The organism is Shewanella sp. 5S214, from assembly GCF_041439795.1.
Classification (GTDB): Bacteria; Pseudomonadota; Gammaproteobacteria; order Enterobacterales; family Shewanellaceae; genus Shewanella; species Shewanella vesiculosa.
In genome coordinates this window covers 1-15517 of sequence record NZ_JBGOOV010000020.1, presented here as the reverse complement: position 1 = coordinate 15517, position 15517 = coordinate 1, and the positions used below count along the sequence as shown (strand labels likewise).

Here is a 15517-nt window from a genome sequence, read left to right as displayed (position 1 = left end):
ATTGGTTACGCTTTTTTAGCCGCAATGGCGGCTTGCACTTGATTAATGGCGGTGCCGCCTAATACATCACGCTTTTCTAAACACGCTTCAATCGTAAGGTTTGGATACACATCATCGCTAATCACTTTTGCAAATTGTTGCAACTCAGCCACGCTTAAGTCTTCAATCGGCTTTTGCTCACCAATGGCAAATACCACCACCTCACCGACGACATGATGCGCTTCACGAAATGGCATGCCTTTAGCTACAAGGTAGTCGGCTAGTTCAGTGGCATTAGCGTAACCTTGCTGCGCCGCGACCAAAGCTTGCGGGCGGTTAACGGTTAAGCCCGACAACACTAATGCAGCCATGTCTAAGCAAATAGCCCAGCTGTCGACCACATCAAACAAGCCTTCTTTGTCTTCTTGCATGTCTTTGTTGTAAGCCAAAGGTAAGGCTTTCATGGTAGTGAGAATCCCCACTAAACTGCCATAAACACGGCCGGTTTTACCACGAATAAGCTCTAATGCATCTGGGTTTTTCTTTTGTGGCATTAATGATGAGCCAGAGGTAACTTGATCGCTTAACGAGATAAAATTAGCTTCACCAGAATTGAAGAAAATTAAGTCTTCGGCCATCCGGCTTAAATGCATCATGCTGATAGACGCTGTGCTACATAATTCAACCACGTGATCGCGATCTGACACACTGTCTAAACTGTTTAATGTCGGGCGGGCAAAGTTCAATGCTGCTGCGAGTGCGTGACGGTCAATAGGATACGCGGTACCAGCAAGTGCGCCTGAACCTAATGGACATGAATCGGCACGCCCCAATGCATCTTGCAGACGGCTAATATCACGCTCGAACATTTCGACATAGGCCAACGCCCAGTGGCCAAAAGTGACCGGTTGTGCGCGCTGTAAATGGGTATAACCAGGCATTACTGCATCGACTTCACGCTCTGCAAGGGCAATTAATTCTGCGTGTAATGTGCCTAAACGCGCTAGCAGCGCTGCACCTTCTTTTTTACACCACAGTTTTAAATCGGTAGCGACTTGATCATTACGTGAACGGCCTGTATGGAGTTTTTTACCTAAATCACCGACTTTAGCAATCAGCTTTTGTTCAACAAAACTGTGAATATCTTCTGCGCCATTGCTGATGATAGCTTGGGGATCATTACCCACTTCCACCAGCAATTCATTGAGGGCCGCTTTTAAATCAGTACATTCTTGAGCAGTAATAATGCCTACGCTGGCAATAGCATCAGCCCATGCGATTGATCCAACAACGTCTTGTTCAAATAAGCGATAATCAACCGGCAGTGAGTCATTAAATAACTTGAAAAGTGCACTGGTTTCACCTTGAAATCTTCCGCCCCATAACGCCATGTCGGTATCCTCTGTATTAAAAACTGTGTTAAGAACTGGGTGTTCAATAATATAGCTGTAAATCATATTCTCTTTCTTGTAATGACTCTGCCATTAGCCCAAAAGTCATTATAAGAAAGGCGCTTTGCAGCGCCTTTATATGGTTGCCGTATTGGTTATTTAGTATTGAGCGCGCGAATACGGCTAGCTAAAGAATACAAACGGATAAAGCCTTCAGCGTGTTTTTGATCGTATACGTCATCTTCACCAAAGGTAGCGAAAGCTTCTGAATACAAGCTGTTAGGTGAACGCTTTTTAACTGCTGTTGCTTGGCCTTTATACAGCTTAATCACTACATCACCGTTAACTGACTCCGCTAATGATTCAGATGCTGCGATAAGTGACTTACATAAAGGCGTAAACCAACGACCGTCGTACACTAGGTGCGACATTTGGGCTGCAATCTGCTCGCGCCAGGTACGGCTGGTTTTATCTAATACCAATTCTTCAATGGCACGCAAACCAGCAAACATCACTGTGCCACCAGGGGTTTCATAACAACCACGTGACTTCATGCCCACTAAACGGTTTTCAGTAATGTCGATACGACCAACACCGTGCTTAGCAGCAATATCATTTAACGTCATTAATGCTGCATATGGTGATAATGCCTCGTCATTGACATGGGTAACACGACCATTTTTAATCGCTAACGACACATATTCTGCTTCATTTGGTGCATCTTCTGGCGCGACTGTTAGCGTCCATACACCTTTTGATGGCTCGTTCCACGGATCTTCTAACTCACCGCCTTCATGTGAAATATGCCATGCGTTGGCATCACGGCTATAAATTTTAGTAGCTGAGGCGCTGGTTTTAATGCCGCGCTCAGCAAGGTAAGCCAACAAGTCTTCACGGCTACGCATTTCCCACTCACGCCATGGCGCGATGACTTTTAAGTCTGGGGCTAATGCGGCAAAACAACCTTCAAAACGCACTTGGTCGTTACCTTTACCTGTGCAGCCGTGACATACCGCATCGGCGCCGACTTTACGGGCCACTTCAACTTGCGCTTTAGCAATAATCGGCCGCGCCATCGAAGTACCTAATAAATAAGTGCCTTCGTAAATAGCGCCCGTGGCGATAGTTGGGTAAATATAATCGGCAACAAACTCTTCTTTTAGATCAACAATATGGCACTCAGAAGCACCAGAGGCTAATGCCTTTTCGGTTAAGCCAACGAGCTCTTCTTCGCCTTGGCCTACATCGGCACAGAATGCGATGATTTCGCAGTTATCATAGGTTTCTTTTAACCACGGGATAATGGCTGAAGTATCTAAACCACCTGAATATGCCAATACCACTTTTTTAACGCCGGTTTTTTTCACTGCACTAGACATGTTTAATTCCTAGAATCGATTACGTATATGTTCAATTTAAATAACGCCAGAGGCATTATTGTCTTAATCTTTTGAATAACTTAAATAAGGTGCCTAACTTAATAAGGTCACTAATACTGCATTTTGCGCATGCATGCGATTTTCTGCTTGATGTAAAATCAACGAGCCTTGACCATCCATTACCTCGTCGGTTACTTCTACGCCACGATGTGCTGGTAAGCAATGCATAAAGAATTTAGCACCAGCTTGAGCCATTAGCTCGCTGTTAACTTGGTACGGTGCAAAACGGGCTTTTATGTCAGCAAGCGGAGTGTCATCGCCCATAGAAATCCACGTATCGGTATAAACAGCATCATGACCTTCTATAGCATTAATGTCAGCACTCAACGTTAACTTACCACCATTTTTTTGCGCTAACGCTTGTGCTTCGGTGACCACTAATGCATCAGGGAATGCACCTTCAGGGCAAATCACTGTCATGGTCATACCTAAAATCGCCGCACCATAAATGAGTGAGTGGGTGACGTTATTACCATCACCAACATAAGCTAATTTTGCTTGGCTTACATCATCAAACTGCTCGGATAAGGTTAAAAAATCGGCCAGAGCCTGGCAAGGATGATATAAGTCAGACAATGCATTAATCACTGGTACTGTGCCATGCAGCGCGAGCTGTTCGATAGTCGTATGCGAGTAAGTTCTCGCGACAATGGCATCAGCCCAACATGAAATATTAGTTGCAAAGTCTGCCACGGTTTCACGTTGGCCTAAGGCGCCATTTTGTTGGTCTAAGTATAAGCAGTGACCACCTAATTTATTAATGCCAATGTCAAAGCTGACTCGGGTGCGCAGTGATGGCTTTTCAAATAACATCACCACACTTTTTCCATCTAAGGCACGACGGTACTCAGCTGGGTTGTGCTTAATTTTTTTAGCCAATTCAATGATGGCTAATAGCTGAGATTGAGTTAACTCTTTTATCGACAATAGGTGCTGCATATACGACTACTCCATTAAGGTTGTATTTGAGTCCCGACGGACCCACCTTTGACTAAGGTTTTTAATTGTTCCGCGTCGCGCCACGAAGCCACTTGCACAGGTTTCCCCATCCACTGAGCAACTTCTAGTGCCGCTTCCACTTTCACTTTCATGCCTTTTTCAATCACCCCTTGGGCGACTAAGTGTTCAATTTCGCTTTTATTTAAACTATGAATTAATTGCCCTTTACCGTCTAATACACCCGATACATCTGACAATAGCACTAGGGTGCCATTTACTAATTTAGCAAGTGCCGTTGCGGCTTGGTCAGCATTCACATTTAACATCTCGCCTTGGCTAGAAATGGCAATAGAACTGCAAATTGGCATCCAACCTTGGCTTAAAATAAAGTTTAAATAGGTAGCATCTTTTGGCTCAACTTCGCCCACCAGCCCTAAACGTTCATCTTTAATTTTAGCCGTAACGACATTGCCGTCTCCTAGGCTCATGCCGATACTGACAATGCCAGCTTTAGCGGCTGCGGCTTGTAGAATTTTATTCGACGAGCCAGCGAGTGCACCTACCACGATTGCAATTTGATCGGCAGGCGTAACGCGTAAACCGTCTAATTTAATAGTTTCTTTACCATTTGCAGTCAGTTGCTCATCAACTAAACACCCACCACCGTGTACCAATATCACTTGTTGACCCGCGGCAATCATTTCAGCAGCGGCATCCATTAAGCGCGCCATACCCATTTCGCATTGCAGTAAAGCACCACCGACTTTAAGCACTAACACTGATTTTGTAGTCATTATTATTATTCCTTAATCCGCTTACACATCGAAATGGATTTTAATACACTGAAGCCCTTGGCTGGCAGCGCCTTTCATTAAATTATCAATCGCACTGGCGACCACTAAATAACCACTTTTAGCATCATATTTCCAACCTAAATGACAATTGGCTGTATTGACTACATCATCGACTTTAGGAAACTGGTTGTGCTTAACCGTTACGATTGGGGCATTATCGTAGACGCTGTAAGCCTTGACCACATCCGCTTCGGTAGTGCCCGGCTTTAGCTGTACGGTTATCGTCGCTAAAATGCCGCGCTTAAAGTTACCCAAATGCGGCGTGAAGATCACTTCTTGACCCAAGTGTGTGGCAATTTCAGGCTGATGTCTGTGGCCTAACACACCGTATGGCGTTAAGCTGACTTCACAAAAATTAGTATGCAGTTGCGCTTTACGTCCCGCTCCCGTGACACCACTAACCGCATTAATCACTGGGTACATTTCAGTTAAAAATGGTTTAAGCGGTTTTAGTGCAGTAAGTGATGCCGTAGGATAACAACCGGGTACCGCAATCATTCTGGTTTGTTTAATTTGTTCGCTATTCCACTCGGCTAAGCCATACACTGCCTGAGCTAACACATCAGGATGAGTATGCTCAAAGCCATACCATTTAGGGTACTGCGCCACATCAGCAAAACGATAAGCACCACTTAAATCGAATACAGCCAAACCCTGCTGGTAAAACCATGCCGCAAGCTCTAGGCTCACTGAATGCTCAGTCGCTAATACTACTGCATCAGCTTCGGCTACAATTCGTTTTTTAGCATCATCAGATAATGGCGATAGTGTATAAGCCATGTGGCTATATACCGGGTATAAATCAGCTAATTTACGACCTTTATCTAAACTATTTTCTGATACATACAAACCTTGAACGCTTAGATTAGTGTCTGCATTAATTAACGAGGTGATTTGTGCACCTGTGTAGCCACTGGCGCCAATAATTGCGATGCTTTTCATAAGTTTGGTTTCTTTTTGATAATGAGAGAAAGTGTCAGCATAGCCTATTTAGACGGGAGCCGCCTAATTTAGAACTATCGTCGCAGGAAGTTAGCGATGATTATTGATATAGTGGATTTAGCAGCGAGAATGCACATATTTATTTTCATTTCTAATGTTCAATTTATGGTGTCGGTTAATGCTGTTTGCTAGACTACCACACAACATTAATTATGCAATATATGTGAATAAGTATTTTACATATTATTTTTAGGATAACCCATGAGCACACTCCCAAATCTAAAAAGTTGTTTTACACAGCTGATTGCAGCGCCATCAGTCAGTGCACTCGAAGCTGAACATGATATGAGTAACCATGCAGTTATCAACTTGTTGCAAAACTGGTTTAGCGAGCTTGGTTTTGAATGTGAAACCCCTACAGTAGAAGATTCGCGTAATAAGCAAAATCTTATTGCCCGAATAGGTTCAGGTAGCGGCGGACTATTATTAGCAGGCCATACCGATACCGTGCCATTTGATGAAGGCCGCTGGAGCCAAAGCCCATTTGAGATGGTTGAAAAAAATAATCGTTGGTACGGCTTAGGTACTTGCGACATGAAAGGCTTTTTTGCGCTAGTACTTGAAGCATTAAAAGACATGCCACTCGATCAATTTAAGCGACCTTTAACTATTTTTGCCAGCGCTGACGAAGAAACCACTATGAGTGGCGCCAAGGCATTTGCTGACTCTGCTGTTATCGCGCCAGATTATGCGGTTATCGGTGAGCCCACCAGCTTGAAACCTGTCTACATGCATAAGGGGCATTTAGCCCAAGGGATCCGCGTCATTGGTCGCAGTGGCCATTCATCTGATCCAGCACGCGGCCTCAATGCCATTGAAGTGATGCACAAAGTCATTGGCAAACTAATGCTACTCAAACAGCATTTAAGTGAAAATTACCGCGAAGATGCGTTTACCGTGCCTTATCCTACGATGAACTTTGGCCATATTCATGGTGGTGATGCGGCTAACCGCATTTGTGGTTGCTGCGACTTGCATTTAGATATTCGCCCATTACCGGGTATGGAGCTAGCTGATCTGGAATTAATGGTATTAAACTACTTATCTGACATCAGTAAAGAGTATCCTGGCAGTATTAGCGTCAGTACTTTGTATCCAGGGGCTGAATCATTTGCAGGAAAAGCAGATAACCCGTGGACCAAATTAGTGGCACAATTATCAGGTAATGAAGCTGAAGTGGTCAACTATTCTACTGAGGCACCATACATCAATAAACTCGGTTGCCAAACCTTAGTATTGGGCCCAGGAAGTATTAACCAAGCCCACCAGCCAGACGAATTTATTGGCTTAGAATACCTCACACCTACGGTTGAATTGATCAAAAAAATGATTTATCACGCTTGTATCAAATAATCGGCGCAGTTAGGTTTTTTAACGATATAAATGTAACATTTTTACGAAATAAAATTACGAAACACACTGCCCGTGTATTGACCGATATTGATACGCTGGGTATTGTGATGTAAGAGATATTGGAAAAATCGTTCATTTTTCGGGAGTAAGTATGACAGAGCAAACGGCAGATATGTATGCGTCACTTCGATCAAATGTGGGGCATCTAGGCCAGATATTAGGCGAAACAATGCAAACCCACTTAGGTGATGCATTCTTAGAAAAAGTAGAACAAATTCGTATTTTAGCCAAAAAATCTCGCCAGGGTGACGAAGCCTCTCGTGAGCAAATGCTAGCATTATTAACCGCGTTACCAGACGAAGAGCTGGTGCCTTTCGCGAAAGCCTTCAACCAATTTTTAAACTTAGCCAATATCGCAGAACAATTCCATACCATTAGCCGCAATTGCGACGAGCTAGTGTGTGTTCCGGATCCTGTAGAGCAACTGCTCGGGCGAATGCTAGACACTGATTTAGATAAAAAAGATGTCATAAAGTGCTTAAAAAACTTAGACATTGATTTAGTATTAACGGCACATCCAACAGAAATATCTCGTCGCACCTTAATCCAAAAATACGCCGCCGTTGTAGATTGCTTAACCGAGCAAGAAAATTCTCAGCTTACCGATCGCGAACGTGAACAAAGCACACTGCGTCTTCGTCAGTTGATTGCTCAAATTTGGCATACCAACGAAATCCGCAGCGAACGCCCAACACCTGTTGATGAAGCACGCTGGGGCTTGAGCACGATTGAAACTTCATTGTGGCAAGCGATCCCTGACTTTTTACGTCAATTAAATGATCAAGTTGAGCATAAAACCGGCCAGCAGTTACCTATTGATGTATCTCCAGTACGCTTTTCGAGCTGGATGGGTGGTGACCGCGACGGCAATCCATTTGTGACCTCTACCGTCACTCAAGAAGTGCTTGACCGTAATCGTCACGCGGCAGCCAGACTATATCTAAAAGATATTGTGACCTTACTCGGCGAATTGTCGATGGAACACGCTAATGCTGAATTATCAGCGTTAACCGATAACAGTAAAGAACCGTACCGTGATGTGTTACGCAAGTTGCGCTGTCAGTTACGTAACACTATCGATTACCTTAACGCTCGCCTTGAAGGTAAAAAACCTGACGTCGATACTCGCGAGCTTATTTGGCATAAAACAGACTTACTTGAACCGCTTCAGTTGCTTTATAAAAGCTTGACCGATTGCGGCATGAAGTTAATTGCCAACGGCCTGTTACTCGACATCTTGCGTCGTTTAGCCTGCTTTGGTATTCACATGTTGCGCCTCGATATCCGTCAAGATGCATCACGCCACAGCGACGTAATCGCCGAACTGACCCGTTATTTAGGTATGGGCGATTACAACCACTGGGACGAAAATGAAAAACAAGCCTTTTTACTGCGTGAACTCACCAGTAAACGCCCGCTGATCCCTGCAAATTGGCAACCAAGTGATGATGTGGCAGAAGTTGTCAGAACCTGCAACTTAGTCGCCCAACAACCCGTTAATGCATTAGGGTCGTATGTGATCTCTATGGCCAGTAAGCCATCTGATGTACTCACAGTGTTGTTACTGTTAAAAGAAGCTGGCTGCACGAACCCAATGCGGGTGGTACCGTTATTTGAAACATTAGCAGACCTTGAAAGTGCAGCTGATTGTATGACAGCGCTGCTCAACATTGATTGGTATCGTGGTTACACCAAAGGCATGCAAGAAGTCATGATTGGTTATTCTGACTCTGCAAAAGATGCTGGGGTTATGGCAGCCGCTTGGGCACAATATCGTGCTCAGGAGCAACTCGTTGCTGTCTGTAAAAAGGCTGACGTTAAGTTGATGCTGTTCCATGGTCGTGGTGGCTCAATTGGCCGTGGAGGTGGACCAGCTCACAAAGCCATTTTATCGCAACCACCAGGTTCGGTTGATGGTCGCATTCGTGTGACAGAGCAAGGCGAAATGATCCGCTTTAAATTTGGCTTACCCAAATTAGCAGTGCAAAGTTTAGCGCTGTACACTTCGGCCGTAATGGAAGCGACACTACTGCCGCCACCCGAGCCTAAAAAGGCATGGCGTGATTGTATGCAACGTATCGCTGCTGAGTCAGTAGCGCATTACCGCGGTATTGTTCGTGAAGAACCAGACTTTGTTGCGTACTTTAGATCCGCTACGCCAGAAGTTGAACTCGGTAAACTGCCATTAGGCAGCCGCCCAGCGAAACGAAAAGTCGATGGTGGCATTGAAAGTCTCCGTGCTATTCCGTGGATTTTCGCTTGGTCACAAAACCGCTTAATGTTACCGGCTTGGTTGGGTGCTGGTGAAGCATTACAAGATGCTGCGGATCGCGGCGAGCTTGAACTATTACGCGAGATGGAAGACCAATGGCCTTTCTTTGAAACTCGTATTTCAATGCTAGAGATGGTTTACACCAAAGCAGAACCTAACTTAGCTAAGTATTACGAGCTATGTTTAGTTAAACCAGAACTACATCATTTAGGCGAAAAGTTGCGTCAACGTCTGCAACTGGGTATTGATGCTGTATTGTCATTAACCCAAGCAACAGAGTTAATGGCACATACTCCTTGGAGCCGTGAATCTGTTAAACTGCGCAATCCTTATATCGACCCACTTAACTTTTTACAAACCGAGCTATTAGCCCGTACACGTAGAGAGGTAGAGCCATCGGCGCATGTTCAGTTAGCATTGATGCTGACTATTGCCGGCGTTGCTGCAGGAATGAGAAATACTGGATGATAACCTTGGTTAAAACCCTTGGACTTGGATTGTTATTACTACTGACTGGCTGTGCCAGTCAGTACAGCATCACTGAGTCTGAAATAGAACAATACCTTAATAAAGACATGCATTTTGAGGTCAAACAGGGCAATAAGTTAATTGGAGTGTCGCTTAAGCTAAATGACATGCAGGTAGTATTAGGCGCTAAGCCAAATACTATGGCAGTAACAGCAGCAACTATGATCACTGTTAATAACCCATTACTGCCCATTCACGCTAAATTAAAAACGACATTTGAGGCAGTGCCTTGGTACGATACTGACACTAAGAGCGTGTATCTACGACAGTTAAACTTAGTCAAAGTTGAGTCTGAACCCGCTGATATTGAGCGTTACATCAGCCAAGCTACGCCACAATTAATGAGTTTTTTATGTAGTTATCTTGAAAATCAGCCAGTGTATACCTTAGACACTCGCGACAGTAATCAAGCGCTAATGGCGAAAATGACCAAAGAGATTGCCGTACAACAGGGCAAACTGGTAGTTAAGTTTTAGCACTATCATCATCGTAATAGAAAGCACCTGCGGGTGCTTTTTTATTGCTTCAAATCTCTGTACATCCACATAATCAATAAAGGCTCAACATCTCAAATATCAAAAAACTGAGCATTTCCTATTCAATCATAACCACGTACAATAACTTGGCAATATTGGAGTGCATAATAATCATGGGATGAATGATGCCGTTAATGGATGACGTAGCCAAATTAAAAGCACAACTGGCGGAGCTAGTCTCACAGCAAGGTGCACAACAGGCCGATGTAAATCAACAATTGGCTCGGTTCGCTCAGCAACTTGATGCTTTAGCCCAGCAAGTACAGGCGCAAAGTAATAATCAACAACCGCTTAGCTTGTCTGCAGAAAACTTACATATTCCTGTGCACGAGAGTCGAGCAAACGATTCGAGCAGCAATATTGTTGCCGATAAGCCTCAATACTCATCTTCCGCTTGGGAGCGCCAACCGTCAGACACAAGTCATTCGGTGTCAGCAGCATCGATATCGGCACAACAAACTTCGGTAGTCACAAAGTCACCAGCCAGACAAAGCGCCCTTAGTGCCATGCTCACCCAGTTAGCTGAAGCTATTGGTGAGTTCAGTGCATCTGCACTTGCACCTTTGTCTGGGTTAACCGAACAAGCAAAAGGCTTTTATCAGCATTACCAAGCTAAAGGCTTAGGCCCAGTATTTTTGATGACAGTGGCGGGCATCATTACTCTGACACTAGGCTTTGGTTATTTACTGCAGTTTTCAATCAACAACTGGTTTTCAGAGTTGGGTAAAGCCTTACTAGGACTCGGGGTCGCAAATAGCATTATTGTCGGCGGAGTGTTTATTCGGCAAAAACGCCCGGGGATGCAAGATTTTGGTTCCGGACTCGTCGGTCTTGGGCTTATTCTTAACTACTTGTGTTTGTATTTCCTAGGACCATATTTTAATCTTATTGCCGATGTTGCCTGCTTTGGTTTGCTATTTCTCAATACGATATTAGGTTATGGCCTTTCAAGTAAACTCGACACCAAAGTAGTGGCAATTATCGCCTTAATTGGCGGCTCACTTGCGCCATTGATGTTACTTGACGGCGGTCAAACACCTTTATTATATCTACCCTATTTGATGCTTATCGGCATCTGCTCGATGATCCAAAGCCACAAATTAGCTTGGCCGATACTTATCGAAGTCACCGCATTACTCCACATTGCTTGCGTACAAATATTGGGCTTAGCTATTCAATTGCCTTTACCTGTTATCGATTGGCAAACCGGCTTAGCATTACTGATGATCAATGGGTTGTTCTACCTCTACAGTATTGCCAGTTTATTATTTGTCATAAAATCAGCTTTAACACCAAGACTGCTAGCGGTTCCAATCGCACTAATGGCCTTTATCCTTTACGCCCTGACGCAATGGAGCGTTTTTGCTGGAGAGATTTTTGTACTTAATACATTACTGTGTGGCTTGTTATATTGGGTGATTAAACGCGATAAAGATATTGCAGCCCTAGCTTTGGCTTTTGCAGGAAGCTTTGCTGGTTTTGCTGCACTGTTTTTACTTAGCGTAGAACTGCTAGGACTAGTGCTGCTGTTAGAAGGTTTGCTGTTACTGTGGATTGGCTGTAAACAGCTATTTAGCCCTATTAGAGCTGAAGCCTATGTCTTACTTATACTAGGCATAATCAGCAGCTTTGCTAACGTCTTTGATGTGCTAACACTGTCGAACTATGACAATGATGGTCTATTAGGATATCAAGCATTATTGAGTATATCGATGGCGCTAACCTGCGCGATGACTTTGGCGGCGCAAAAGCTGCTTAGCCGCCATCAAGCTGACTTAATGAAATTAGAACACTTAGCAGTGCGATTTATCCGCGAGTTACTTGGGGTGCTTTATACAATCACCTTATTGCTGGTGAGCTTCTTCATCACCGAGCAATATTGGCTTAATACATTGCCATTCATCAGCTTATTGCTGCTGTACATGAGCGCTAAACACACCTTACGCTTTAGCGAAGTATTAGCCTGGTTATTGCAACTGCCGTTATTAGGTTTAATTATTTTTGGCATGGTAGACGCTGATAGCCTTAGCTTTGCCGACCAAGCAATCAACGCTAAATTAGCCCGTATTGAGCTCTTTGGCGGATTATTACTGGCGTATTATTGGTACAAAAAATACTATGCTGATGCCAAGTTAATCCGCTTTGCTTACTATGTTCAGTTAATTTGTTACCTAGTGCTACCGTTACTAATATTGCCCAAAATCATACGTAGCTATCCTGACTACATTGCTATCTCATTGTGGCTGAGCAGTTTGATGAGTCTAGGTTTGGCTTACTTTGTTAAGCACAAAAGTCTTCACTATGAGACGCAAATACTCACGATCCTAGCAACCATGATCACCGCAGCAATGTGTCTAGCAGAACAGTGGCAAGGACTTGCAGCATTGGTCCTAGGCTTGCTATTTCTCGGATTTATTAGCTTACGTTATGAACAACTACCCAAAAAATGGCAACACATTACCACGCTACAATGGCACATTGCGCCATACTATATTGCCTTAGTGATAGCCGTGTTAAGCCAAACCATCACCAACTTGTTCCATCCATCATGGGCAATTACAGCGTTAATTATCTGTGGATATTTTAGTGTTATTGGCGAAAGAAACACACGTATCGGTCAACATTTTAAGCAGGCTTTAGCACCAAGCTATAGCTTGGCATATTGTATGATTTTTACTTGTGCGATTTTACCTATCCTATTTCACAGCGAAACACAGCTCACCTTTAATATTGATAATGTGCTGATTAATTTAGCAGAGCTTGGAGTGCTGATGTTATTAGGTCGTTATTTGTTAACGGCAAGATTAGGCATTAGAGCACACAGAAAAATTATCTCTTATGTCGCGCTTAAGTGGGCTTGGCATGCATTATTAGTAATAAGTTACTTGCTGTGGAGCTATCAATTCGACCAGAGTATTGCAGCACCAATGAGTGCAATACTGTTAGTTGTACATGCCTGTGTGGTGATGTTTATAAGCCTACGGCCTCAGCAAGCGAACCTGGTTAGGCTAGCTGCGCTGCTATTTGCTCTGGCTTGTATCAAGGTGATTTTTGTTGATATGGCGTCATTTGAATTAATTCAAAAAATCGTCGCCTTTATTTTGATTGGCGTTATTTTGCTGACGGTTGCTTACTTTTATCAAAAGGCGAAAAACAATCAATTACCTGATGACCTTACAGCCTAGTCATTACATCGAGCTTGCTTACACCAGAGGTAAGCAAGCTCGATGTAAACCTACTTGGCAAACCGTGGAATTGACGGGTAATCGACAATAACAGCTTCTTCAAGCAATGCACGACGAAGCATATCGTAAGCAATTGCGGTACTCATACTTCTTACAAGCTGGCGTGAACGCTTTGGTAATTTCACCATTTGACTGTATACGCCATGTTTAGTTGCTAATGCTATCGCCACTGTCCCAACAGGCTTATCATCAGATCCACCATCTGGGCCAGCAATACCGCTAGTGGCTAATGCATAATCACTATCAAGAATAGCGCGTACGCCTTGCGCCATCGCCTCAACAGTAGCAATAGAGACAGCACCATGATCGTCCAATATTTGTGGGTTAACACCTAAAACTCTCACTTTAGATTCATTGCTATAGGTCACCAATCCATGGTGTAAGTATGATGAACTGCCAGCAAAGTCGATTAACTGACTGGTAATCATTCCACCAGTACATGACTCTGCGACACTTAAACTCAGGCCAGACTGATATAAGCGATGATGAATTTCAGCTGCTAATGTTGGTCGATTCTCAGCGACAACTGCATACCCTAACAAGGCTTTAACCTGCTTTGTTACTTTGGGTAGCTGACGGATAGCTTTTTCACCACGAGCAAAAATTTTAATTTCAATGTGTGGCATTGATGAACGATAACCTAACTCGATACCTTCAGGTAAATTCAGCTCAGATAAGGTGTCCGCTAAAGATGACTCGCCGTGACCAATTGTGAGTAACTTTTCTAAAGCTGACTTTTGTTGAGCACCAAACTCTTCGATAATAAATGGAATAAACTGTTCGGTGATCATGTGCTTTAATTCAAATGGCACACCAGGAGTAAAAAATAGCCATGCATTATTCAACTTCACACGAAAGCCACAAGCTGTACCGACAGGATTATCGATCATAATAGCCGAGGCAGGTAACCAAGCTTGTTTTAAGTTACTCTTCGCCATCACCCGGTTATTACGCGTAAACCAGTCTTCTAAATGCTCACGCCACTCCACATTTTCGACAAGCTCTTCGCCTTTAGCTTTAGCCATCGCTAATGCCGACATATCGTCACTAGTAGGCCCTAAACCACCATTCACAATAATAACATCTGCATGCTTACTACGTTCTTGGAATACGGCAATGAGATCTTCCATTCGATCGCCAACGGTTACCCTATGCTGCATCTCAATACCTATTTCCATCATAGTATTAGCAACCCAAGCAGCATTAGTATCGACTATCTGACCAGATAATACTTCTTCACCCGTGCAAATCATTTCTAGCTTCATCATTATTTCCTATACCCTTTCATTGGCACTAACTTAGGCGTCCAACATCTGAATGGCAAGAAAATAGATCGAAATAAGAGAAAATTAAATCATAAGTAGATGAATGGATTACAACAAATCAACACAAATAGCTCAAAACAATTAAAGGAGATAAACAGACAATACCAATGAGGTTGGCACTATGTTGCCAAAGTAGGTTACAGCAACAGCCTTCAACTTACGTTGCCGGAACGAACGGGAGCTTAATCCGTGAGTCTTTGCGACAAAGACAGGCCGCTGTCTGTTCATAAAGAGGCTAACAAGCCATGGATGGGGCCATGCCCTATAATCTCGCAACCTTGTCACTTCAACGAACCGCCGCGGGATTTTATGTTGTTAACTTTTTATCGCCCAACGAAAAAAGCCCTAGCATTTCTGCTAGGGCTTTCATCTTAAGTTGGCGGAGCGGACGGGACTCGAACCCGCGACCCCCGGCGTGACAGGCCGGTATTCTAACCAACTGAACTACCGCTCCTTTAGCAAATTGCTTACGCACTATGCTAAATCTTTTTAAGTCGCTGATATGTCACTATCAGGAGACTTCTCTTTCGTAAAAGAGAAATTAGGCGCCTGGAAATGACCTACTCTCGCATGGGGAGACCCCACACTACCATC

The 15517-nt window shown here is 43.7% G+C and carries 10 protein-coding genes and 1 tRNA gene; 4 read left to right on the top strand and 7 right to left on the bottom strand.

Going from position 1 to position 15517, the window contains the following annotated elements; genetic code table 11:
* Positions 1-5: 5 nt before the first annotated feature.
* The 5 genes from argH to argC form a co-directional block, all read right to left on the bottom strand.
* Entirely contained in the window at positions 6-1370 is a 1365-nt protein-coding gene (argH, locus tag ACED29_RS13790; protein ID WP_273058720.1) for an argininosuccinate lyase, read from the bottom strand.
* A gap of 155 nt (positions 1371-1525) precedes the next feature.
* Entirely contained in the window at positions 1526-2749 is a 1224-nt protein-coding gene (locus ACED29_RS13785; RefSeq protein ID WP_124018205.1) for an argininosuccinate synthase, read from the bottom strand.
* A 93-nt stretch (positions 2750-2842) separates the two neighbouring features.
* The gene (locus tag ACED29_RS13780; RefSeq protein ID WP_124018204.1) at positions 2843-3748 is read right to left on the bottom strand and encodes an ornithine carbamoyltransferase; all 906 of its coding nucleotides are present in this window, start codon (positions 3746-3748) and stop codon (positions 2843-2845) included.
* 14 nt (positions 3749-3762) lie between these two features.
* A complete protein-coding gene (gene argB, locus ACED29_RS13775; protein WP_124018203.1) occupies positions 3763-4545 on the bottom strand; it encodes an acetylglutamate kinase in 783 nt (260 codons plus the stop codon).
* 18 nt (positions 4546-4563) lie between these two features.
* On the bottom strand, positions 4564-5544 hold the full coding sequence (argC, locus tag ACED29_RS13770; RefSeq protein WP_347690491.1) for an N-acetyl-gamma-glutamyl-phosphate reductase: 981 nt from the start codon (positions 5542-5544) through the stop codon (positions 4564-4566).
* A gap of 261 nt (positions 5545-5805) precedes the next feature.
* On the opposite strand from argC, the gene argE reads away from it, so the two are divergent.
* From argE to ACED29_RS13750, 4 genes are all read left to right on the top strand, one after another.
* Positions 5806-6957 (top strand): acetylornithine deacetylase, encoded by a 1152-nt coding sequence (gene argE, locus ACED29_RS13765; RefSeq protein WP_182756060.1) that lies wholly within the window; start codon positions 5806-5808, stop codon positions 6955-6957.
* A gap of 151 nt (positions 6958-7108) precedes the next feature.
* On the top strand, positions 7109-9757 hold the full coding sequence (ppc, locus tag ACED29_RS13760; protein ID WP_124018200.1) for a phosphoenolpyruvate carboxylase: 2649 nt from the start codon (positions 7109-7111) through the stop codon (positions 9755-9757).
* Positions 9754-10293 carry a DUF1439 domain-containing protein gene (locus tag ACED29_RS13755; protein ID WP_371697881.1) on the top strand — a complete coding sequence of 180 codons (540 nt, stop codon included), beginning with the start codon at positions 9754-9756 and terminating at the stop codon, positions 10291-10293. The genes ppc and ACED29_RS13755 overlap by 4 nt, the downstream gene beginning before the upstream one ends.
* A 185-nt stretch (positions 10294-10478) precedes the next feature.
* Complete coding sequence (locus tag ACED29_RS13750; RefSeq protein WP_371697880.1) at positions 10479-13538, top strand: DUF2339 domain-containing protein; 3060 nt, start codon at positions 10479-10481, stop codon at positions 13536-13538.
* Positions 13539-13588: 50 nt separating this feature from the next.
* Here the strand turns inward: ACED29_RS13750 and ACED29_RS13745 are convergent, their stop codons facing one another.
* Both ACED29_RS13745 and ACED29_RS13740 read right to left on the bottom strand, forming a co-directional pair.
* Positions 13589-14863 (bottom strand): CinA family nicotinamide mononucleotide deamidase-related protein, encoded by a 1275-nt coding sequence (locus ACED29_RS13745; RefSeq protein WP_371697912.1) that lies wholly within the window; start codon positions 14861-14863, stop codon positions 13589-13591.
* Between the two features lie 437 nt (positions 14864-15300).
* Positions 15301-15377, bottom strand: a tRNA-Asp gene (locus ACED29_RS13740).
* Positions 15378-15517 lie beyond the last annotated feature (140 nt).